We start from the raw sequence: 20,533 nt of genomic DNA on the forward strand, positions 1-20,533 counted from the left end.
GCGTTTTGCCAAAACACCACCCCCATGAATACTCCTACAGAAACACTCTCCACCGCCCCCCTGGAAGCTGCGCGCACGGCGGCCTTGCTGGCGGCCCTGGAACATGTGCAAGCCGTCATCGAGTTTGACCTGGATGGCCGGGTGCAGCGGGCCAATGGCCTTTTTCTGGATTTGATGGGCTACACCGCCGATGAGGTTCTGGGCCAGCACCACCGCATGTTCTGTCCCCCCGAGGTGACGAGCAGCGATTCGTACCGGGCGCTGTGGGAAGGGCTGCGCGCCGGACAGGTGCGCGAGGAGGTGTTTTTGCGGATCACCAAGGCGGGCAAGCAGGTCTGGTTGCAGGCCTCTTACAACCCGGTGCGTGATGCCGAAGGCCGGACGGTGGGCGTGGTCAAACTGGCCACCGACATTACCGCGCAGCGGGTTCAGCAGGCAGATTTTGAGGGCAAGATCGCGGCGATCCATCGGGTGCAGGCCGTGATCGAGTTCGACCTTGCGGGCCATATTCTGGACGCCAACGCCAATTTTCTGAACACCTTTGGCTATGGGCGCGACGAGGTTCTTGGTCAGCACCATCGCATGTTCTGCCAGCCCGGGTTTGCGAATTCCAGCGAGTATGCGAATTTGTGGGAGCGACTGGGCCGGGGCGAATTCATTGCCGGGCGCTTTCGCCGCCTGTCGAAAGACGGCCAGGAAATATGGCTCCAGGCCTCGTACAACCCCATCCTGGATGTCACCGGCAAACCGTACAAGGTGGTCAAGTTCGCCGTGGACATCACGAACGACATGAACACCGCTGCGGAGACCAAGGGCAAGATCGATGCCATTGGCTTGTCGCAAGCGGTCATCGAGTTCGATATGGAGGGCAACGTGCAAACCGCCAACCCGAACTTTCTGCGCACCATGGGCTACACCCTGGCGGAAATTCGGGGGCAGCATCACAGCATGTTCTGCGAGCCTGGCCTGGTGCAAAGCCAGACGTACCGCGACTTCTGGGCTGATCTGGGCGAGGGCAAGTTCCAGAGCGCGCGCTATCGCCGCATCGGCAAGCACGGGGCAGAGGTCTGGATCCAGGCCACCTACAACCCCATCCTCGATGTCGATGGCAGGCCCTACAAGGTGGTCAAATATTCGACGGACATCACCGCCCAGGTGCAGCGCGAGCGTGCGGTGGCGCAAAAGGTGCATGACATCACCGAGGTGCTGCGCGCGATGACGGAATCGATCAAGCGGCTGGCGCGCAGCGCAGGCCGCTCCACCGAGCTGGCCGAGCAGACGCAGCGCGAGGCGGGCGAGGGCAGCGAGCTGGTGCGCCGCTCGCGTGACGCCATCATTGCCATTGAACGCTCGTCGTCTGACATCCACGAAATCGTGGACACGATCAGCGAAATCTCCAGCCAGACCCATCTGCTGGCCTTCAACGCGGCCATCGAGGCGGCGCGTGCGGGGGAGCAAGGCGTAGGCTTTTCGGTGGTGGCCGACGAAGTGCGCAAGCTGGCGGAGAAGTCGTCGCTGGCAGCTCGCGAAATTGCCAAGCTGATCCACCAGACGGTCAGCCGCGTCACCGAGGGGAGCCGCCTGTCCGAGGAGGTGGACGCTGCGTTCTCGCGCATTCTGGGCGCCGTGGAAAACACTACGCGTTCCATCAGCGAGATTCGTACGGCCACCGACGAGCAAGAGCATTCGACCCAGGATGTGGCCAAGCTGCTGGAAGACCTGCAAGGCAGCGGCAGCCCGCGCAAAGCCGATTGAACGGCGTGATGGAAGAGGTGATGCAAGCCCCCTCGGTCACCCGCGCTGCGGTGGTGCCACATGTGCATGTGCGCGTCGGGGCCTGTGACATCGCCATTCCTATTGATCAAGTCCTTCAGGCGTTGCCCCTGCCGCCGCACGGCCTGACAGCGCTGCCCCGCCGCAGTGGTGCATTGCTGGGGGTTGCCGACGTGGCTGGTGCAGCGGTGCCCATCGTGGCGCTGGAGCGCTGGCTGCCTCTAGAGGCAGCCAGCGACGATGTGGCGCGGCAAAGGTTGCTGGTGCTGCAGCACGCGGGTGGGTGGCTGGGCATACGGGTGGACGCTGTGCTGGGCGTGAAGGCGGTGGCTTTGGCCGACATCCGCCGGGTGCACCATGTGCCGGATGACAACGAACTGTTCGAGTCGGTGGTTCCCGCATCAGCGAACGCGCCGACGCTGTGCATTCTGGAAGTTGCGCGCCTGATGCGATTGGGCCAGGCCTGGTGTGAGGCCGCAGACAGGGCCCCTGCCGTGCCGTTGGACACGCAGGCATCGGCCCATGCCCTAAAACCGGGAGCCGGCACCAGGCGTTACGCGGTGTTCCTGATCGGTACCGAGAAGTGGGCTGTGCCTGTGGACGCCGTGGAGCGGGTGGTGCCCGTGCCCGTGGCAGAACTGGCGTTGGGGCCCGCCGAGCGCAGTTGGGCCATTGGCCAGTGGCAGGGGCGCAAGTTGCCGCTGGTCGATATCAGCGAAGGCCGCCAGGCCAGCGATCGCCAGGCCGCGCCTTGGATGGTGGTGGTGAGCCACGGACCATTGGTGCTGGGGCTGACGGTCTCGGCGTGCACACAGTTTGTAGAACTGGAGCATGGCGCAGTGGCACGCACGCCCGACGAGGCCTTGCTGGCCGGCGTGGCCCTGCTGGCGGACCGGGGCAGGCTGCAAATTCTGGATGTCGCCAAGCTCTTTGGCGTGACCCCCGAAGCTTCCATCAGTCGAATGGCCGTGGCCCCAGCGAATGCCAAAAGCGGCGCCGCGCCGCTGGAGGCCACCGAGCCCTTGCCCTACCTGGTGTTTGATGCGGACCAGCGTTACGCCTCTCCGGTGGAGGGCATTGTGGGTGTGGTGGAGCTACCCCCCGAAGCCAGGGAGGATCTCCGGCAAGGGCGGCGGGCCGTGCTCGCGTGGCGTGGTCGCACGGTGCATGTTGCCAACCTGCCCGCCATTGGCAAAGCAGCAGGGCAAACCGACCCCCGTCTGGCCGTACTCCTCCAGGCGCGGGGGAGTGCGGCAGCGCCTGTCGGCATCGCCATCCGCAGCCTGAGCGACTGGTTGCCGGCCCATAGCGCGCGGCGCAGCGGCATGCGCATGGGCGCCATGGGTGAGTTGGCGCTGATCAATGCCCGAGGCGCGGTCGACCACGCCAACCTGGTCGTGGTCGATCTGGCCCAGATGGCCTATCTGCTGGGATGAGCCCAGCGACTTCACTTTCCTCTATCACCGCAGGATTTGCCATGACACCCGCACCCATACCCGTCGATGAGGCCGATCGACTGCAAGCTTTGCGCGACCTGCTGCTGCTGGATACACCGCCCGAGGAGCGCTACGACAGGCTGGCCCGTTTTGCTGCCGAGCAGCTGGACATGCCCATCGCCTTGCTCTCCCTGGTGGATGGACAGCGCCAGTGGTTCAAGTCGCGTGTGGGCGTAGAGATCACGGAGGCGGCGCGGGACATCTCGTTTTGCGGGCACGCCATCATGAAGAATGGGCTGTTTGTCGTCGAGGACGCCCGCAGTGACGCCCGTTTTTCCGACAATCCGCAGGTGGTGGGTGCGCCCCATATCCGGTTTTATGCGGGTGCCCCGCTCAGTTCCCCCAGCGGGCACCGCATTGGCACCTTGTGCGTGCTCGATACCGTGCCGCGCACCTTGGGTGCGGTGGAGCTGTCGATTCTGGATGCGCTACGCTGCCTGGCCAACGAGACCCTGGCCGGAAAAGAGGGTGACGAATGACTGCACCGCTACCGCGAATCTTGCTGATCGAGCCGCAGTTTGTCTTGCGCCGCACCATTGCCATGGTCGCCCGTGATCTCGGCATGGTGGACTTCCATGAGGCCAGCAATGTGGGCCGTGCCCGGACGCTGCTGGCGGGTGGGCCCTTTGCGGGCCTGGTGCTCGATCTTGCGGAGGGGGCACAGGCGATGGCGTTACTGGACGAGCTCAGGCAAGGCCGGTTCGCCACCGCCCGGGATGCCCGTGTCGTTGTGCTGGCGACCGATGGCAAGCCCGTCGATGCCGCGCGCCTGCAGGCCCTTGGAGTGACCTGTGTGCTGGAAAAGCCGGTGCGCATCAGCGATTTGCTCAGCGCCATTGCGGATACGCACGCACAGCAAGCCCCGTCTCCTGGTGCGCTGGTGGAGTGAGGCCCTGGCGTCGGGGGCGCTCGCCATCGATGGATGGCTGAATTCACTATTGATTTAATAGCTTGTAACGCTTGCTGGGTAAGAGTTACAAGCATATTTTTTATGTAGTCTTCACAAATTGGTGGCGGCGATCACTTCGGACATGTCGGTCAGTCCTTGCAGCACCTTTTCAATGCCGTCCTGGCGCAGCGTGAGCATGCCGGCCGCCAGGGCCGTGAGGCGAATCTCGGTGGCCGAGGCGCGGTGGCGGATGTGCTGGCGGATGGCTTCGCTGCTCATCATCAGCTCGTGGATGCCCATGCGCCCACGGTAGCCGTGCTGTTCGCACTGGCTGCAGCCTTTGTGGCGCCACAGCGTGATATCGCCGGTCTCGTTGCCAAAGCTGCTGCGCCAGCGCTCCACCTGCACCGTGCGGGCTTCGTGGGTGTTGGAGGAGCTGCTTTCAAGGTACTGGGCAGCCATGGCCTGCAGGGTGTCTTCGTCGGCCATCCAGGGCTCGCGGCAGCCGGTGCACAGGCGGCGCACCAGGCGCTGGGCGAGGATGGCCAGCAGCGAGTCGGAGAAGTTGAACGGATCCAGTCCGATCTCCAGCAGCCGCGCGACGCTTTCCGGCGCCGAATTGGTGTGCAGGGTGGAGAGCACCAGGTGGCCCGTGAGCGAGGCTTCGATGGCGATGCGTGCGGTTTCCTCATCGCGCATTTCGCCGATCATGATGACATCGGGGTCGGCGCGCAAAAAGGTGCGCATGGCGGCGGCAAAAGTCCAGCCTATGCGCGGGTTGACCTGTACCTGGCGCAGGCCGCTCTGGGTGATTTCGATCGGGTCCTCGGCCGTCCAGATCTTGCGCCCGGCGGTGTTGATGTCGCTGATCACCGAATGCAGCGTGGTGGTCTTGCCGCAGCCCGTGGGGCCGACCACCAGCACCAGGCCATAGCTCTTTTGCACCACTTCGCGCATGGAGATCAGGTTGGCGGGATTGAGGCCAATGCTGTCCAGCGGCAGCGGCTTGGCACCGGCCAGCAGGCGCAGCACCACGTCTTCGAGGCCGCGCGAGGTGGGCACGGTGACGACGCGCAACTCCACGGGTGGACCGCCAAAACGCGAGAAGTCGATCTTGCCGTCCTGCGGTTTGCGGTGCTCGGAGATGTCCATGGTCGCCATGATCTTGATGCGCGCCACCATGGCATAGCGAAAGCGCGCGGGCAGCTCCAGGTAGGGCACCAGGTCGCCATCAATGCGCAGCCGCACGCGCACGTTTTGCGGCGCAGGCTCGGTCTCGATGTGGATGTCAGACGCCCGGTGGGCAATGGCCTCGTCGATGATCGAGTTGATCAGGCGCACCAGGGTGTTGTCGGACTCGGTCACCACATCGGCCTGGGCGGCTTCGCTTTCGGGCGTGCTGCTGCTCAGGTTGACAACCAGTTCCTGCGACGAGGCGCGCGCCGCAGAAGGGGCATGGGGGCCATTGCCTGCACGACCTGCGGCTGCAGGCGGAGCGGAGGCCGTTGGGCTGGCCGGGTGCACGCTGTAAGCCTTGGCAATGGCTGGCAGCAGGGTGCCGGGGGCCGCCTGCAGCGGGATCAGGCGGCGCTGGGTGAGAAAGCGCAGCTCATCGAGCAGCGTGCGGTCGTAGGGATCGGCCATCAGCACCACCAGCGCATCCTCGCGTGCCAGCAGCGGCAGCACCGACTCGCGCTCGGCCACGCCGCGCGGCACCAGCGCCAGCGCGGTGGCGTCGGGCTGCAGGTGTTCGGGGTGCACCACGTATTCACCCAGCCACGAGGCAATAGCCTCGCGCAACTGGTCCTGCGAAAGGTGGCCTTGCTCGACCAGAATCTGGCCAATCAGGCGCTTAATGCCCTGTTCGCGCTCCCCCTGCTGCGCCCGCAGTCCCGCCATCAGCGTGGCTGGAGCCACCATCTCGGCGTTGACCAAGGCTTCGCCCAGGTGCCTGGCCTTGCCGACCAGCGGGTGGGGTGTGGTGACCAGTTTCCACAGCGACTCGTTATCGCGGGGCTCGAAGAAGGTCGAAGGCGTGCCGTTGGCAGTCGGTGTGGGCATGGTCTGGGCGGCGTCAGAGATCGAAGGAGTAGTCCACGGTCAAGGGCGCGTGGTCGGAGAATTTTTCGCCCTTGTAGATGGATTCAGCGCGTGCCAGGGCTGCGAGCGCAGGGGTGGCCAGGTGGTAGTCCAGCCGCCATCCGACGTTGTTGGCGTAGGCTTGTCCGCGGTTGCTCCACCAGGTGTAGGCGGTGTCGGTGGCGGTGGGTTGTAACTGACGGTAAACGTCTATCAGGCCGCCTTCTGGATCAGTTGTGTGCAACAACTTTGTCATCCAGGCGCGTTCTTCCGGCAGGAAGCCGCTGTTTTTCTGGTTGCTGCGCCAGTTTCTCAGGTCGATTTGCTGGTGGGCGATGTTGATGTCGCCGCACAGAATGAACTCACGCTCCCTTTTGGCCCGCATCAAGTGCGGGTGAAAAACCGCCAGGAAGCGGTATTTGGCCAGCTGGCGGTCCTCGCTCGAGGAGCCGCTGGGAAAATAGGCGCTGATGATCGAGAGCTTGCGCGCCGGGGTGTCAAAGCGCAGTTCAACATAGCGGCCCTCGGCGTCGAACTCGCCGCCGTCGAATCCGGCGATCACCTCGCTGGGTTCATGCCGGGTGTAAATCCCGACGCCTGAGTAGCCTTTTTTCTGGGCAAAATGGAAATGGCCCTGCAAGCCCGCCAGTTGTTCAAATCGGTCTTGAACATCGGCGGCCTGTGCCTTGACCTCCTGCACACAAATACAATCCGGCCCGGTGTCGGCGATCCATTGCTCCACGCCCTTGCTGGTGGCGGAACGGATGCCGTTGAGATTGAGGCTGGTTAATCTGAACAAGGAATTCCCCATGGTGGATGTTGGCGCGCATACAGAGTCAGGAGACGATCTGGCGCAGGGTTTTGTGCAGTTTGCCGTGGAATCCGGTGTCCTGCGGTTTGGCGAGTTCAAGACCAAGGCAGGCCGCCTCAGTCCTTATTTTTTTAATGCAGGACTTTTCGACGATGGCCTCAAACTCGGCCGCCTCGCAGAATTCTATGCAAAAGCCCTGCTGGCCAGCGGGATCGAGTTCGACATGGTGTTTGGCCCGGCCTACAAGGGCATTCCGCTGGCCGCCACTGTCGCAGTGGAACTGGCACGGCGGGGCCGCAATGTGCCCTTTGCCTACAACCGCAAAGAGGCCAAGGACCACGGCGAAGGGGGTACCCTGGTAGGCGCGCCGCTGCGCGGAAGGGTGCTCATCATCGACGACGTGATGTCTGCCGGTACGGCAGCGCGCGAGTCGATCGCCCTGATCCAGGCGGCGGGGGCCACGCCGCATGCCGTGGCCATTGCGCTGGACCGGCAAGAAAAAGCCACCGAGAATGGGCACGATGTGCCCCACAGTGCGGTGCAGTATGTGCGCCACCAGCTTGGGCTGCAGGTGTGCGCCATCGCCACACTGGCAGACTTATTGCTCTACTTGTCCGATGCGCAGGGCCGTGCCGACATGGCGGCCCACCGCGAAAAGGTGCTGGCCTACCGCCAGCAGTACGGAGTCGATGAAGGGTGATCCATTGAAACGATCGGTGTTGAAGCTGTTGGTGGGTAGCGTGCTGGCAGGCCTGTGTGCGGTGGTGGCGGCCCAGAATGCGCCGGCCAATACCCAAAGCGTTTACACCTGCGTGGACAAGCAGGGCCGCAAACTCACGTCTGACCGCCCCATTCCGGAATGCATCGACCGTGAGCAGCGCGAGCTGGGTCCCACGGGCACCGTGCGCCGCGTCATCGGCCCGACCCTGACCGACCATGAACGTGCCGCGCTGGAGGTCGAGCGCCGCAAGGAGCAGGAAGAACGCAATCGCATTGCCGATGAGCGCAAGCGTGAACGCGTCCTGCTTGCCCGCTACCCCGACAAGGCCTCCCATGATGCGGAGCGCGCCCTGGCCCTTGCCCAGGTGGATGCAGTGACTGCCACAGCCACCCAGCGTATCGCAGACCTGCACGGCAGGCGCAAGACGCTCGACCTGGAAATGGAGTTTTACCGCAAGGACCCGGCCAAAGCCCCCATGATGCTGCGCCGCCAGTTGGCCGAGAACGATGAAGAAGTGCAGGAGCAGCGCCGCTTCATTGCCGGACAAGACCAGGAAAAGCGCCGTATCCACCAACGCTTTGATGAAGAACTGGCCCAGCTGCGCAAGCTGTGGGCCACCCAGCGTCCCGTGCCGACGCTGCCCATGCTCGTCGCACCCACTACAACAGCGCGCTAATCCGTTAGCCCAGGCGGGCGCGCAGCAGGTCGGTGGCCTGTTGCGGGTTGGCCTTGCCCTTGCTGGCCTTCATGACCTGGCCCACCAGCGCGTTGAACGCCTTGTCTTTGCCAGCCTTGAACTGCGCGACGTTGTCGGGATTGGCGGCGATCACCTCGTCGACGATTTTTTCCAGTGCGCCGCTGTCATTCATCTGCTTGAGGCCCTTGGCTTCAATGATCGCGTCCACGTCACTGCCTTGACCGGTCCAGAGCTCGTCGAAAACTTGCCGGGCGGCGTTGTTCGATATGGTCCCGTCGGCAATGCGCGACAGCATGGCGGCCATTTGCGCGGTGGCGATGGGCGCTTGTGCGGCCGACATCTCGCCTGCGTTCAGGCGCCGCGACATTTCTCCCATGATCCAGTTGCTCGCCAGCTTGGCCTGGCCGCTGGCCTGGGCTGCTGCCTCAAAATAGGCCGCCATGGCCTTGCTCTGCGTCAGCGTGGTGGCGTCGTATTCGGGCAGGCCGTAGTCCTGCACGAAGCGCGCCGCCATGGCACGGGGCAATTCTGTCATTTGCGCGCGGGTGTTCTCCACCCACTCGGGGGCAATCACCAGCGGCGGCAGGTCGGGGTCGGGGAAATAGCGGTAGTCGGCCGCGTCTTCCTTGGTGCGCATGGCGCGTGTTTCACCCGTGTCGGGATTGAACAGCACCGTGGCTTGCTCGATGGTGCGGCCGTCTTCGATCTCTTCAATCTGCCAGCGGATCTCGTAGTCGATCGCCTGCTGCATGTTCTTGAAGCTGTTGAGGTTCTTGATTTCGCGGCGCGTGCCCAGCGGTTGGCCGGGCTTGCGCACCGACACGTTGGCGTCGCAGCGGAACGAACCTTCCTGCATGTTGCCGTCGCAGATGCCGATCCAGGTGACGATCTTGTGCAGCTCCTTGGCGTAGGCCACCGCCTCTTCGCTGGAGCGCATGTCGGGCTCGGTCACGATCTCCAACAGCGGCGTGCCGGCGCGGTTCAGGTCGATGCCGCTCATGCCGTGGAATTCCTCGTGCAGCGACTTGCCTGCATCCTCTTCGAGGTGGGCGCGCACCAGGCGTACGGTCTTTTGCTCATCGCCCAGGTAGAAGCTCACTTCGCCGCCCTGCACCACCGGGATCTCGAACTGGCTGATCTGGTAGCCCTTGGGCAGGTCGGGGTAGAAATAGTTCTTGCGCGCGAAGATGCTCTTGGGCGCGATGTGCGAGCCCAGGGCCAGGCCCAGCTTGATGGCGCAGGCCACGGCCTCGCGGTTCATCACGGGCAGGGTGCCGGGCAGGGCCAGGTCCACGGCGCAGGCCTGGGTGTTGGGCTCGGCGCCAAAGGCGGTGCTGGCGCGGCTGAAGATCTTGCTGTGGGTGGCCAGCTGGGTGTGGGTCTCGAAGCCGATGACGACTTCGTACCCGTGGATCAGTTTCGCAGACATGGGGAGCTGTCCTTGGCTATCAAAAAGTGGAGCTGCCAGCGCTTGATTTATATGGGTTTCAGCATGTTTTGATGCTGAATTGCCTATTGATCAAGCGCAAGCAGCTATGGTATTCAGAGCGGGCTGCGCAGGTGGAAGTCCGTCGCCTGCTGCAGCCGGTGCGCGGCATTGAGCAGTCGGGCTTCCTGAAAATAGTTGCCGATGAGCTGCAGGCCCACGGGCATGCCACCCTCGCCAAAGCCTGCGGGCAGGCTCATGCCGGGCAGGCCGGCCAGCGATGCGGGCAGCGTGAAGATGTCGGCCAGGTAGTCGGCCAGCGGGTCGCTGCTGTGCTCGCCCAGCTTCCAGGCCACCGTGGGCGCCACGGGGCCGGCGATCAGGTCGCATTGCTGGAAGGCGTTCTGGAAATCGTCGGCGATCATGCGCCGGATCTTTTGCGCCTGCAGATAGTAGGCGTCGTAATAGCCGTGTGAGAGGACGTAGGCGCCAATCATGATGCGGCGTTTGACCTCGGCGCCAAAGCCTTCGGCGCGGGTCTTTTTGTACATGTCTTCGAGGTCGGAAAAGTCCTTGGCGCGGTGGCCGAATTTCACGCCGTCAAAGCGGCTCAGGTTCGAGCTGGCCTCGGCCGGGGCAATGATGTAGTAGACGGGAATAGACAACTCGGTGCGCGGCAGGCTGATGGGCACTAATTTTGCGCCGAGCTTCTCGTATTCCTTGAGTGCGCCGTCTACTGCGGCGCGCACATCGGGAGACAGGCCCTCGCCAAAGAACTCGGCCGGGATGCCGATGCGCAGGCCTTCAATGGAGTCATTCAGCGAGCGGCTGAAGTCCTCGGCAGGCAAGTCGAGAGAGGTGGAATCGCGGTCCGGGTCGGGGCCGCACATGGCCGAGAGCAGCAGGGCGCAATCTTCGGCCGAACGGGCCATGGGGCCGGCCTGGTCCAGGCTGGAGGCAAAGGCCACCATACCGTAGCGTGATGCGCGGCCATAGGTGGGCTTGATCCCCGTAATACCGCAGAAGCTGGCGGGTTGGCGGATCGATCCGCCGGTGTCCGTGCCTGTGACGGCCGGTGCCAGGCGTGCTGCCACAGCGACCGCGCTGCCGCCCGATGAACCGCCGGGAATGCGGTCCGTCGCCCAGGGGTTGCGCACCGGTGCAGGGGCGTCGAAACCAATGGGGGCCACGGCCGAGTTTTCATTGGCAGAACCCATGGCGAACTCGTCGCAATTGAGTTTGCCCAGGGTGACTGCGCCCGCCCCGGCCAGTCGCGTGACCACGGTGGCGTCGAAGGGTGACTGGTATCCGGCCAGCATCCGGGATCCGGCAGTGGTCGGGAAATCGCGGGTGACGAAAATGTCTTTGTGCGCCAGGGGCACGCCTTCGAGTGGGCCGGCGGTACCGCTGCCCAGCCGTACGTCGGCATTGCGCGCTTGCGCCAGCGTGGCATCGTCGTTCAGGGCCACGAAAGCGCCCAGATTCTGGTGCTGGCGGGCGCGGGCCAGGAAATGCTGCGCCACTTCGACGGCGGAGACGCGGCGTTGGCGCAGTTCGGCGGCAAGCTGGGCCACGCCCAGGTCATGCAGTGCGGTGCGGGTGGTCATACAGGCCTTACTCGATCACTTTGGGCACAAGGAACAAGCCCCGCTCGACGGCCGGGGCGTTTTTCTGGTTGGCATCGCGTGCGTTGGGCTCGCTGGCGATGTCTTCGCGCAGGCGCAGCGCAATGTCCTGAATGGTGGCTACGGGGTGGGACAGGGGTTCGATGCCCTGGGTGTCCACGGCGCGCATCTTTTCCACAATATTGAAGAAGCCGTTCAACTGCGTGAGCGCTTGCTCACTTTCGCTGGGGCTGATTTCAAGGCGTGCCAGATGGGCAATGCGGACGATGTCCTGGGGAGTCAGTGCCATAGGGGGAAAAGGGTCGGAAACCGGATGTAAAGCTTAGCAAGCGGGTGGTCCGGCAGAAGTTATTCACAGGGGATGCGTTATTATCCCGCCTTTGCCGCTATACACCGCAATTGGCGGGTCAATGCGCGCAATAGTCCCAGATTAGACACCACAAAACCGGCGATGGCAGGCCGAGGCGCTTGCTGTGCCCGAGAGGATTTTTGAATGTTCGGAATTTTCCGTCGGTACTTTTCCACCGATCTTGCCATTGACCTTGGCACCGCTAATACCCTGATATTTGCCCGCGGAAAGGGCCTCGTTCTGGATGAGCCCTCGGTGGTGGCCATACGCCATGAAAGTGGACCGCACGGCAAGAAGGTCATCCAGGCTGTGGGCCGCGAAGCCAAGGCCATGCTCGGCAAGGTGCCTGGCAATATCGAGGCCATCCGCCCGATGAAGGATGGCGTGATTGCGGATTTCGTCATCACCGAGCAGATGATCAAGCAGTTCATCAAGATGGTGCATCCCCGCACCCTGCTCACGCCCAGCCCGCGCATCATCATCTGCGTACCCTGCGGCTCGACCCAGGTGGAACGCCGCGCGATCAAGGATGCTGCCGAGGCCGCGGGTGCTACAGCGGTCTATCTCATTGAGGAACCTATGGCTGCTGGCATTGGCGCGGGGCTGCCCGTCAGCGAGGCCAGTGGCTCGATGGTGGTCGACATCGGTGGCGGCACGACAGAAGTGGGCGTGATTTCGCTGGGCGGCATGGTCTACAAGGGCAGCGTGCGCGTGGGGGGCGACAAGTTCGACGAGGCCATCATCAGTTACATCCGCCGCAACTACGGCATGCTGATTGGTGAACCCACAGCCGAGTCCATCAAGAAACATATCGGCAGTGCTTTTCCGGGTTCGGAAGTGCGCGAGATGGAAGTGCGTGGTCGCAACCTCAGCGAAGGCGTGCCACGCAGTTTCACCATTTCCAGCAACGAAGTGCTCGAAGCCCTGACAGAGCCGCTCAACCAGATCGTTTCGGCCGTCAAGAATGCGCTGGAGCAAACCCCGCCAGAACTGGGTGCCGACATCGCCGAGCGCGGCATGATGCTGACCGGTGGCGGTGCTCTGCTGCGCGACCTCGATCGCCTGCTCGCTGAGGAAACAGGGTTGCCCGTGCTGGTGGCGGAAGACCCCTTGACCTGTGTGGTGCGCGGCTGCGGCATTGCGCTCGAGCGCATGGACCGCGCCGGCAGCATTTTCACCAGCGATTGAACCACTCAGGCGTCACTCCCACCGTGGCCCGGCGCTTTCGCTGCATGAACCAGGCTGTTCAACTTAGCCCGTCAGCCATGGTGGTACATGCCACCGTGCTGCCTGCCTGAAAGAGGGCCCGCATGCCGCTTGGAACGCTGGATCGCCGTGCCCCATCCTTCATGCGACAGGGGCCTTCGGCCATTTCTCAGCTTGTCCTGTACAGCGCCTTGGCGCTGTTTTTGATGGTGGCGGATGCCCGGTTCCATGTGACCGATCCTTTGCGCAAGACGATCGCAGCCCTTCTTTATCCTGCCCAATGGGCCATGGTCAAGCCGGTGGAGATGGCGGGAGAGGCGGCCGGGTATTTCCAGGCCCTGCAGGCCGCACAGTCTGAATCCGACCTGGCGCGCAAGCAATTGGTGATGCAATCTCAAAGAGCCCACCAAGCCGATCAGCTGGCCCAGGAAAATGACCGCCTGCGCCGGTTGCTGGATTTGCGCGCGCGCCTGCAAGGAGCATCTCAGGCCGCGCAAATCCTGTATGAGACCACTGATGCTTATTCACGCCGGGTCATGGTGGACCGTGGCCAGGATGCCGGCGTGCAGCCGGGGTCTCCGGTGCTCGACGGCGCAGGTGTGCTGGGGCAGGTCACCCGGGTCTATCCTTTTATCAGCGAAGTGACGTTGCTCATCGACCGAGACCAGGCCATTCCGGTGGTCAACATGCGCACCAACGCGCGGGGCGTGGCCTATGGCGACCCTGTGGCCAGCCATGGTGGTGGCATGGAGTTGCGGTTCGTGTCAGCGAACGCCGATGTCCAGGAAAACGATCTGCTGACCACCAGCGGGCTGGACGGCGTGTATCCGTCCGGGCTGCCGGTGGCCCGGGTGGTGCGCGTCGAACGGCGTGCTGATTCTGCGTTTGCACGCATCTATTGCGCCCCTGTCGCGGCCATCCAGGGTGCGCACCATGTGCTCTTGCTCGAACCGGTCGCAGGACAATTGCCACAGCGCCCTGGGCCTGCGCCCGAAGACAACGCAGGCAAGAAAAGGGGGCGTAAATGAGTGGGCTGGCGCCGATCATGACGGGAGGATCGCCATGATCATGCCCCGCGGTCAGCAGCTTCTGCTGCCGGCCAATCCTGTATTTATTGGCGCAAGTCTTGTGGCGGCGCTGGCGTTCAACATGCTGCCCTTGGGCCACGTGCCCTGGATGCCCGATGTCCTGCTGCTGCTGCTGGCCTTTTGGGGTGTGCACCAGCCGTCGCGCATTGGCATAGGCACGGCGTTCCTGCTCGGGCTGTGTATGGATGTGCAGCAGTCTGCTTTATTGGGCCAGCATGCGCTGGCTTACGCCATTTTGTTGTACGGCACTGGCCGCACACACCGGCGCGTGCTGTGGTTCAGGCCCGGGGCGCAGACTCTGCAGATGGTGGGCCTGTTTGCGGCAACCCACGCAGTGCTGCTGCTTGTGGGACTGCTCTCTGGAGGCGTTTTCCCTGGCTGGTCCATGCTGGTTGCGCCGATTTTGGAAGCCGCGCTTTGGCCGCTGGCCAGTTGGGTGCTGCTCGCGCCGCAGCGCCGGTCGCCCGATCGCAATGAGAAGCGGGCGTAATGGTGTCCATGCTGCAAGAGAACCTATTTGTGGGGGCGTTTGAGCGCAACACGTCCTGTCGGCACCGCTGCTGCGTGGGCAGCGCACTGCCGTTATGACTGAGCTGCGCAATGCCGAGCTGGACGCCCAGCGGTTTCGTTGGCGGGTTTTGGTGGTGGGCGCTGTGGTTTTCATCGCCTTCTGCCTGGTCGTGGCACGTCTGGTCTTTTTGCAGGTGGTGCGGCATGAAGATCTGGCGGAGCAAGCCGAGAGCAACCGCACGGCCGTCGTGCCCGTGGTTCCCAACCGGGGATTGATACTGGATCGCAACGGCGTGGTGCTGGCCACCAATTACGCGGCCTATACCCTGGAAATCACGCCGTCCCGGGTCAGTGAACTGGAAGAAACCATCGATGCGCTGGCGCAGGTGGTAGACATACAGCAGCGCGACCGGCGGCGTTTCCGGCGTCTGATGGAGGAGTCGCGCGGTTTCGAGTCGCTGCCCATACGCACCCGGCTGTCCGACCAGGAAGTGGCGCGTTTCACGGCGCAGCGGTACCGCTTTCCAGGCGTGGATGTGAAAGCGCGTTTGTTTCGCAACTATCCGCTGGGCGAAGTCGCCAGCCATGCCATTGGCTATATCGGGCGCATCAACCAGGCTGAAAAGGCGCACATCCAGGATTCGGAGGATGAAGCCAACTACCGGGGCACCGAATACATCGGCAAATTGGGGATCGAGCACAGTTTCGAGTCTGCGCTGCACGGCATCACCGGTGTCGAGCAGATGGAAACCTCGGCGGGTGGCCGGGCTGTGCGCAGGCTCGACAGCTTCCCAGCGACGCCTGGCCAGACGGTAAAGCTGTCGCTGGACATCAAACTGCAAAAGATGATCGAGGATTTGTATGGAGACCGCCGTGGAGCCTTGGTCGCCATCGATCCACGCACGGGGGAAATACTGGCCCTGGTGAGCAAGCCGACCTTTGATCCGAACCTCTTTGTTGAAGGCATCGATGTAGAAAACTGGACGGCGCTCAACCAGTCGCTCGACAAACCTTTGCTCAACCGTGCGCTGCGCGGTACCTACCCTCCAGGCTCCACCTACAAGCCTTTCATGGCGCTCGCGGCGCTGGAGACTGGCAAGCGCACGCCCAACGCCATCACCATGGACAACGGCTCGTGGACGTTTGGTGGGCACACCTTTCGCAGCCACGGCGATCACGGCCTGGGTGCGGTGGATATGTACCGCAGCATAGTGCAGTCCAGCAACGTGTACTACTACCAGTTGGCCAACGACATGGGTGTGGATGCCATGCACGACTTCATGAAGCCTCTGGGGCTGGGGCAGATCACGGGCATTGACCTCAACGGCGAGGTGCGCGGAGTATTGCCCAGCCAGGAATGGAAGCGCAACGCCTATCGTCGGCCTGAGCAAAAGAAATGGTATGCAGGAGAGACCATTTCGCTGGGTATTGGGCAGGGCTACAACACCTTCACCATGCTGCAACTGGCGCAGGCCACTGCCACATTGGCCAATGGCGGGGTGCAGCACCGACCCCACCTGGGTATTGCCACACTGGACGCCGTGACACGCAACAGCCACCCTATCGAGCAACCGGCAGCCGTGGACTTGGGATTCAAACCTGCCAATGTCGATGTGGTGCGCCGGGCCATGGCGGGTGTGACGCAGGGAGGTACATCGACCCGCGTGTTTGCGGGGGCACGTTATTTGTCTGCCGGCAAGACGGGCACAGCGCAGGCCGTGACCATCGGGCAGAAGGACCGTTACAACGCCGCCAAACTGGAAGAACGCCAGAGAGACCATGCGCTTTATATCGCCTTCGCTCCGGTCGAGGCGCCCCAGATCGCGTTGGCGGTCATTGTTGAGAATGCCGGTTTTGGCGCCGCCCATGCTGCGCCGATTGCCCGGCGTGTCTTTGACTACTGGCTCCAGGGTGAATATCCCAGTGAAGAAGACATGGTCGCCACGCGCAAAGGTATGGCGACGGCGCCCATCGGCAAGCCCCGGCAGGTGGCCGACATCGCTCTGCCCGCAGCAGAATGAAGGGCGTCAGGTGGGAGCGCTGGCGGCCGAGGCTGGGCCCAACTGGCTGAACACCAAGGCGGCCACGACCAGACTGGCGCCACTCAAACCCGCCCAGCCCAGGCGTTCGCCCAGCAAGGCCCAGGCAGTGAGAGCCGCAAAGACGGGCTCCAGGCCAAAAATGATGGCGCTGCGCATGGCGTCCACGCGCTGCTGCCCCCAGGCTTGCAGTGTGACCACCACCACGCTGGCCAGCAGGCCCAGGTAGAGCAATGCGATCCAGGCAGAAGAGCCGATGTGCGCGAGCGTTCCCAGCCAGTCCATGCCATCGCCCCGGGCCAGAAGCAGCACCATGGATGCCAGGCACATCGTCGTGGCCTGCGCGGCGGCCATGCGGGTGGCGCGCAGCGGTAGAGCAGTGTGGCGGCGGGCGCACTCTTCCAGGGCCAGGATGTAGATAGCGTAGAACAGGGTGCTGACCAGGGTCAGTGAATCCCCCAGGTTCCATGGTTCGTCCTCATGGAACATCAGCAACATCCCGGCACAGGCCATCGCGCAGGCGACCCACAGCTGCCAGCCATAGCGGCGCTTGAGGGCCAGCATGGCCAGCAGCGGCACGACCAGCACATTCAGGCCGGTGACGAAAGCATTGCGGTTGCTGCTGGTGCGTGCGAGTCCCTCGATCTGCAGCCAGAACGCCAGAAACAGCAGCAACCCCAGGGCGCAGCCCCACAGACGTTCGCCACGGCGCATGCCCCACCATAGCGGCCCGAGAACGACCAGCGCAATGGCAAAACGCAGCCAGATGATCTGCAGAGCATCCAGCTGGGCAGACAGCAGTTTCATGGCCGGGAAGGTGGTTCCCCACACCATGGTGACAAGCAGCAGGGCCAACAGGCCATAACGTTCACGACGCATTAAAAAAAGCTGACCGGTTGCCCGGCCAGCTTCGTGAGGGGTGCCAGGAAGATCAGTTGAAGAGGTAACGCGCCTGCAGGTTCAGGCGTGTCATGCGGCCCGTTTCATTGGCAAAGGTGGTGCGCCGGCCACCCAGCAATTCACCGCCCAGTTCCACGTTCTTGATGGGCGTGTAATACAGCCCGGCATGCCACTGGAACAACTTGAGGTTGCCTTCCGAGCCGTACGCATTTACGTAATCGTCACCCAGTTTGCGGCGGGACTTCACCCAGCCCATGGACAGGGTGCCGCGCAACTGCTCGCTGAATACATTGCCCAGACCCAGGACCACGCCCTGGGCCCGGTCCAGGCGCAGCGTGTTGCCATCCACCACGGGATAGTTGGCGCCGACCAGGTAGGCACCATCGTTGTCGCCGTCCATCAGGGTGTACTGCGCCATCAGCGTGGTGGTTCCGGTGAGCTTGTAGGAGCCCGACAGGCCAAAACCCAGGCCGCGCTTGCTCACGCCGTCCATGCGTTGTTCGTGCGAGAGTGCGCGGACACTCATGCTGCCCCAGTCGTAGGCCTTGTCAATGCGTGCAATGAGATTGGGCGAGTGCGCGCCGTCGGAGGGGTCTTCCACAGCAAACTGGAACTTCGCTACGCTGGGATTGTTGTAGGTGTAGCGCACCTGTACCGGGCGGCGTGAGGTGGCGCCGGGCGGGCCATTGAAGTCCACGGTCTCGGGCAGATTGTCCAGATCCATGAAGGTGGACCAGGTCTGGCCGATCAGCCAGCCCGCGTACTCGCCATAGGCGTGGCGCAGGCGCAGGCGGTTGCGGTTGCACTCTGCTCCACAGTAGCCGTAGAAGTCGGCCTCGATCTTGGTGTTGAAGGCGCCGTTGGCCATGGGGGTCGATGTCTCAAAACCAAAGCGCGAGGTTTGACCGGTCAGCACGGTCTTGCCGTTTTCGCTTTTGCCCAGGGGCTGCTCCATCAGGTTGGAGAAGTTGTCGCCAGGCGCTGTGCCCTTGAAGTCCTTGATCAGATTGGCTTCGGCAAAGCCGTAGACGCGGATAGAGGTTTCGCTGCCCGGCAGACGGAAGCTGCCGGGAATGTCGCCCAGTACCACGGCATCTTTCTGCTTGAGTTCGACCGCGTCGATGCGGTCGTTCCAGCCCGATGCCGAAGCGGCGGGTGCCTGGGACTGCTGGGTCTTCATCTGGTTGAGTTCGGCGCGCAAGGCTTTGAGCTCGTTGCGCAGCTCTTCAAAATCCTTGGCGGACTGGGCCAGGGCGCCCGGGGGCAGGCTGCACAGGCCAGCGGCCAGCAGGGTCACGAATGCGGGGGTCAGTTTCATGGTCACTCCGTTGGGTTTTTGGGGGTGTTGCGAAGGCGGTGGGCTCTGGATCTCAGGCGCCCATGCGGCCAATGAAGGCCCGGATGCGGTCGTTGCCCGGGTCGTTGAAAAAATCGGTGGGTGGGGCGTCATGTGCGATACAGCCCTGGTCGAAAAAGAGCACGCGGTCAGCCACTTCGCGGGCAAAGCCCATCTCGTGCGTGACCACGATCATGGTCATTCCGCCACGGGCCAATTCACGCATCACGTCCAGCACTTCCTGCACCATTTCGGGGTCGAGGGCCGACGTGGGTTCGTCGAACAGCATCACTTTGGGTGCCATGGCGAGCGCGCGGGCAATGGCCACGCGCTGCTGCTGACCCCCCGACAATTGCCAGGGGTACTTGTACGCATGCTCTTGCAGGCCCACCCGGCGCAGCAGCACCATGGCTTCTTCGTTGGCCTGGGTGCGTTTGGTGTGGCGAATGCGACGAGGCGCCAGCGTGATGTTGTCGAGCACGCTCAGGTGGCCAAACAGGTTGAACTGCTGGAACACCATGCCGACTTCGCTGCGCTGGCGCTGCAAGGTGTTTGGGTCGTCCGTGACGGCCACACCATCGATGGTGATGGTGCCGCTGTCGTGCGGTTCGAGCCGGTTGATGGCGCGCAGCAGCGTGCTCTTGCCCGAGCCCGAGGCGCCGATGATGACCGTGACCTCGCCGGTGTTGAAGTGCGTGGACACATCACGCAGCACCTGGTGCGCGCCGAATGATTTGCAGACCCGGTCGGCCACGATGTAAGGGCTGACCGCGCTCATTGGTTGCGCCCTTCCACGTCGAAGCGGTATTCAATGGCGTTGGAGATTTGCGTCACCAATGTGGTCAGCAGCAGGTAGGTCACTGCCACCGTGGTGAGCGTGGCAATGGGCTGGAAGGTGGCCGACTGGATGCGGTTGCCCACATTGGTCAACTCCACCACGCCAATGGCATACGCCAGCGAGGAATCCTTGAGCAAGGCCACGAAATTGCTCACCAGGGGTGGCAACGCAATCTTGAAGGCCTGGGGGAAAACAACGTCAAAGAACACATGCGTACGGCCCAGGCCCAGAGCGCGTGCGGCCTCGGTCTGGCCCCGGGGCACGGCCAGCAACCCGGCCCGTATGGCCTCGGCGTTGTAGGCGCCTACGTTCAGGGCCAATGCCACCACGGCCGCTGCAAAATCAGGCAGGTTCAGGCCGGGGACGAGCACTGGCAGGGCGAAATAGACAAACAGGATCTGCACCAGCAGCGGCGTACCGCGAATGGCCCAGATGTAGAAGCTGGCCACCCAGCGCAGCGCAGCCCAGCGCGCGGTGCGTGCCAGCGCAGCGGATGTGCCCAGCACCAGTCCGACGCTACCGCTGATCAGCGTGAGCCACAGCGTGGTGCGGGCCCCTGCAGAAAAGGCTTGTGCATTCGGGCCAATGGGCTCGGGCAGGAACGACAGAAGCTGGCCCAGAAGGGCCAGAGCGAACACCATCAGCACCAGAGCACTGACCAGCGTGGCATTGCTGCGCTGCTGGCGGCTCCAGTGGTGCGGCCAAAGGGCGATGAGCATGAGAAACCGTCAGAAAGGGCGATTGCCCGCG

19 protein-coding genes are annotated in these 20,533 nt (G+C 63.4%); 10 read left to right on the forward strand and 9 right to left on the reverse strand.

The annotated features are described in order from the left end of the window. Positions 1 to 24: 24 nt before the first annotated feature. Genes ACYVOC_RS00555 through ACYVOC_RS00570 form a run of 4 tightly spaced genes read left to right on the forward strand, consistent with a single transcriptional unit; the run spans position 25 to position 4,158 of the window. A complete protein-coding gene (locus tag ACYVOC_RS00555; protein ID WP_461160526.1) occupies positions 25 to 1,755 on the forward strand; it encodes a methyl-accepting chemotaxis protein in 1,731 nt (576 codons plus the stop codon). A 20-nt stretch (positions 1,756 to 1,775) separates the two neighbouring features. After that, entirely contained in the window at positions 1,776 to 3,209 is a 1,434-nt protein-coding gene (locus ACYVOC_RS00560; RefSeq protein ID WP_233521182.1) for a chemotaxis protein CheW, read from the forward strand. Between the two features lie 41 nt (positions 3,210 to 3,250). Further along, a complete protein-coding gene (locus ACYVOC_RS00565) occupies positions 3,251 to 3,748 on the forward strand; it encodes a GAF domain-containing protein (RefSeq protein WP_116005405.1) in 498 nt (165 codons plus the stop codon). Next, complete coding sequence (locus ACYVOC_RS00570; RefSeq protein WP_116005404.1) at positions 3,745 to 4,158, forward strand: DNA-binding transcriptional response regulator; 414 nt, start codon at positions 3,745 to 3,747, stop codon at positions 4,156 to 4,158. Before ACYVOC_RS00565 ends, ACYVOC_RS00570 begins: the two co-directional genes overlap by 4 nt. Before the next feature lie 111 nt (positions 4,159 to 4,269). Here ACYVOC_RS00570 and ACYVOC_RS00575 read toward each other — a convergent pair whose 3' ends face one another. Together ACYVOC_RS00575 and ACYVOC_RS00580 are read right to left on the reverse strand one after the other, a co-directional pair. Then, positions 4,270 to 6,219 carry a GspE/PulE family protein gene (locus ACYVOC_RS00575; protein WP_116005403.1) on the reverse strand — a complete coding sequence of 650 codons (1,950 nt, stop codon included), beginning with the start codon at positions 6,217 to 6,219 and terminating at the stop codon, positions 4,270 to 4,272. Between the two features lie 13 nt (positions 6,220 to 6,232). Continuing rightward, positions 6,233 to 7,036, reverse strand: a complete 804-nt coding sequence (locus tag ACYVOC_RS00580) for an exodeoxyribonuclease III (protein ID WP_461160527.1) — start codon at positions 7,034 to 7,036, stop codon at positions 6,233 to 6,235. 10 nt (positions 7,037 to 7,046) lie between these two features. Between ACYVOC_RS00580 and pyrE the strand changes: the two genes are divergently transcribed. Both pyrE and ACYVOC_RS00590 read left to right on the forward strand, forming a co-directional pair. Further along, a complete protein-coding gene (pyrE, locus tag ACYVOC_RS00585; protein WP_116005402.1) occupies positions 7,047 to 7,748 on the forward strand; it encodes an orotate phosphoribosyltransferase in 702 nt (233 codons plus the stop codon). Next, positions 7,738 to 8,445: a DUF4124 domain-containing protein gene (locus ACYVOC_RS00590; protein WP_461160528.1), complete on the forward strand. Its 708-nt coding sequence runs from the start codon at positions 7,738 to 7,740 to the stop codon at positions 8,443 to 8,445. The genes pyrE and ACYVOC_RS00590 overlap by 11 nt, the downstream gene beginning before the upstream one ends. A 4-nt stretch (positions 8,446 to 8,449) precedes the next feature. On the opposite strand, the gene gatB is transcribed toward ACYVOC_RS00590, so the two are convergent. From gatB to gatC, 3 genes are all read right to left on the reverse strand, one after another. Beyond that, on the reverse strand, positions 8,450 to 9,895 hold the full coding sequence (gatB, locus tag ACYVOC_RS00595) for an Asp-tRNA(Asn)/Glu-tRNA(Gln) amidotransferase subunit GatB (protein WP_461160529.1): 1,446 nt from the start codon (positions 9,893 to 9,895) through the stop codon (positions 8,450 to 8,452). 113 nt (positions 9,896 to 10,008) lie between these two features. Further along, on the reverse strand, positions 10,009 to 11,499 hold the full coding sequence (gatA, locus tag ACYVOC_RS00600; RefSeq protein ID WP_461160530.1) for an Asp-tRNA(Asn)/Glu-tRNA(Gln) amidotransferase subunit GatA: 1,491 nt from the start codon (positions 11,497 to 11,499) through the stop codon (positions 10,009 to 10,011). 7 nt (positions 11,500 to 11,506) lie between these two features. Further along, a complete protein-coding gene (gene gatC, locus ACYVOC_RS00605) occupies positions 11,507 to 11,806 on the reverse strand; it encodes an Asp-tRNA(Asn)/Glu-tRNA(Gln) amidotransferase subunit GatC (protein ID WP_116005398.1) in 300 nt (99 codons plus the stop codon). Between the two features lie 204 nt (positions 11,807 to 12,010). On the opposite strand from gatC, the gene ACYVOC_RS00610 reads away from it, so the two are divergent. From ACYVOC_RS00610 to mrdA, 4 genes are all read left to right on the forward strand, one after another. Then, complete coding sequence (locus ACYVOC_RS00610) at positions 12,011 to 13,054, forward strand: rod shape-determining protein (protein ID WP_116005397.1); 1,044 nt, start codon at positions 12,011 to 12,013, stop codon at positions 13,052 to 13,054. A 122-nt stretch (positions 13,055 to 13,176) separates the two neighbouring features. Beyond that, complete coding sequence (mreC, locus tag ACYVOC_RS00615; protein WP_461160531.1) at positions 13,177 to 14,100, forward strand: rod shape-determining protein MreC; 924 nt, start codon at positions 13,177 to 13,179, stop codon at positions 14,098 to 14,100. A 34-nt stretch (positions 14,101 to 14,134) separates the two neighbouring features. Then, positions 14,135 to 14,650 carry a rod shape-determining protein MreD gene (gene mreD / locus ACYVOC_RS00620; protein ID WP_461160532.1) on the forward strand — a complete coding sequence of 172 codons (516 nt, stop codon included), beginning with the start codon at positions 14,135 to 14,137 and terminating at the stop codon, positions 14,648 to 14,650. A 94-nt stretch (positions 14,651 to 14,744) separates the two neighbouring features. Next, positions 14,745 to 16,691 (forward strand): penicillin-binding protein 2, encoded by a 1,947-nt coding sequence (gene mrdA / locus ACYVOC_RS00625; protein WP_461160533.1) that lies wholly within the window; start codon positions 14,745 to 14,747, stop codon positions 16,689 to 16,691. A 6-nt stretch (positions 16,692 to 16,697) separates the two neighbouring features. Here mrdA and ACYVOC_RS00630 read toward each other — a convergent pair whose 3' ends face one another. Genes ACYVOC_RS00630 through ACYVOC_RS00645 form a run of 4 tightly spaced genes read right to left on the reverse strand, consistent with a single transcriptional unit; the run spans position 16,698 to position 20,502 of the window. Next, positions 16,698 to 17,588 carry a DMT family transporter gene (locus ACYVOC_RS00630; protein WP_461160534.1) on the reverse strand — a complete coding sequence of 297 codons (891 nt, stop codon included), beginning with the start codon at positions 17,586 to 17,588 and terminating at the stop codon, positions 16,698 to 16,700. Between the two features lie 52 nt (positions 17,589 to 17,640). Continuing rightward, positions 17,641 to 18,927: a DcaP family trimeric outer membrane transporter gene (locus tag ACYVOC_RS00635; protein ID WP_116006200.1), complete on the reverse strand. Its 1,287-nt coding sequence runs from the start codon at positions 18,925 to 18,927 to the stop codon at positions 17,641 to 17,643. Between the two features lie 52 nt (positions 18,928 to 18,979). Continuing rightward, positions 18,980 to 19,723, reverse strand: a complete 744-nt coding sequence (locus ACYVOC_RS00640; protein ID WP_461160535.1) for an amino acid ABC transporter ATP-binding protein — start codon at positions 19,721 to 19,723, stop codon at positions 18,980 to 18,982. Next, positions 19,720 to 20,502, reverse strand: coding sequence for an amino acid ABC transporter permease (locus tag ACYVOC_RS00645; protein ID WP_116005391.1), 783 nt, complete (start codon positions 20,500 to 20,502; stop codon positions 19,720 to 19,722). The genes ACYVOC_RS00640 and ACYVOC_RS00645 overlap by 4 nt, the downstream gene beginning before the upstream one ends. Positions 20,503 to 20,533 lie beyond the last annotated feature (31 nt).

This window comes from Simplicispira piscis (genome assembly GCF_054783455.1).

Bases quoted from the DNA above. Each gene is read 5' to 3' on its own strand.
- ACYVOC_RS00555 (WP_461160526.1), top strand. From the start codon at position 25: ATGAATACTCCTACAGAAACACTCTCCACCGCCCCCCTGGAAGCTGCG.
- ACYVOC_RS00560 (WP_233521182.1), top strand. From the start codon at position 1,776: ATGCAAGCCCCCTCGGTCACCCGCGCTGCGGTGGTGCCACATGTGCAT.
- pyrE (WP_116005402.1), top strand. From the start codon at position 7,047: ATGGTGGATGTTGGCGCGCATACAGAGTCAGGAGACGATCTGGCGCAG.
- gatA (WP_461160530.1), bottom strand. From the start codon at position 11,499: ATGACCACCCGCACCGCACTGCATGACCTGGGCGTGGCCCAGCTTGCC.
- ACYVOC_RS00645 (WP_116005391.1), bottom strand. From the start codon at position 20,502: ATGCTCATCGCCCTTTGGCCGCACCACTGGAGCCGCCAGCAGCGCAGC.
- ACYVOC_RS00565 (WP_116005405.1), top strand. From the start codon at position 3,251: ATGACACCCGCACCCATACCCGTCGATGAGGCCGATCGACTGCAAGCT.
- mreC (WP_461160531.1), top strand. From the start codon at position 13,177: ATGCCGCTTGGAACGCTGGATCGCCGTGCCCCATCCTTCATGCGACAG.
- ACYVOC_RS00610 (WP_116005397.1), top strand. From the start codon at position 12,011: ATGTTCGGAATTTTCCGTCGGTACTTTTCCACCGATCTTGCCATTGAC.
- gatC (WP_116005398.1), bottom strand. From the start codon at position 11,806: ATGGCACTGACTCCCCAGGACATCGTCCGCATTGCCCATCTGGCACGC.
- ACYVOC_RS00640 (WP_461160535.1), bottom strand. From the start codon at position 19,723: ATGAGCGCGGTCAGCCCTTACATCGTGGCCGACCGGGTCTGCAAATCA.
- gatB (WP_461160529.1), bottom strand. From the start codon at position 9,895: ATGTCTGCGAAACTGATCCACGGGTACGAAGTCGTCATCGGCTTCGAG.
- ACYVOC_RS00635 (WP_116006200.1), bottom strand. From the start codon at position 18,927: ATGAAACTGACCCCCGCATTCGTGACCCTGCTGGCCGCTGGCCTGTGC.
- mreD (WP_461160532.1), top strand. From the start codon at position 14,135: ATGATCATGCCCCGCGGTCAGCAGCTTCTGCTGCCGGCCAATCCTGTA.
- ACYVOC_RS00630 (WP_461160534.1), bottom strand. From the start codon at position 17,588: ATGCGTCGTGAACGTTATGGCCTGTTGGCCCTGCTGCTTGTCACCATG.
- ACYVOC_RS00575 (WP_116005403.1), bottom strand. From the start codon at position 6,219: ATGCCCACACCGACTGCCAACGGCACGCCTTCGACCTTCTTCGAGCCC.
- mrdA (WP_461160533.1), top strand. From the start codon at position 14,745: ATGACTGAGCTGCGCAATGCCGAGCTGGACGCCCAGCGGTTTCGTTGG.
- ACYVOC_RS00590 (WP_461160528.1), top strand. From the start codon at position 7,738: ATGAAGGGTGATCCATTGAAACGATCGGTGTTGAAGCTGTTGGTGGGT.
- ACYVOC_RS00570 (WP_116005404.1), top strand. From the start codon at position 3,745: ATGACTGCACCGCTACCGCGAATCTTGCTGATCGAGCCGCAGTTTGTC.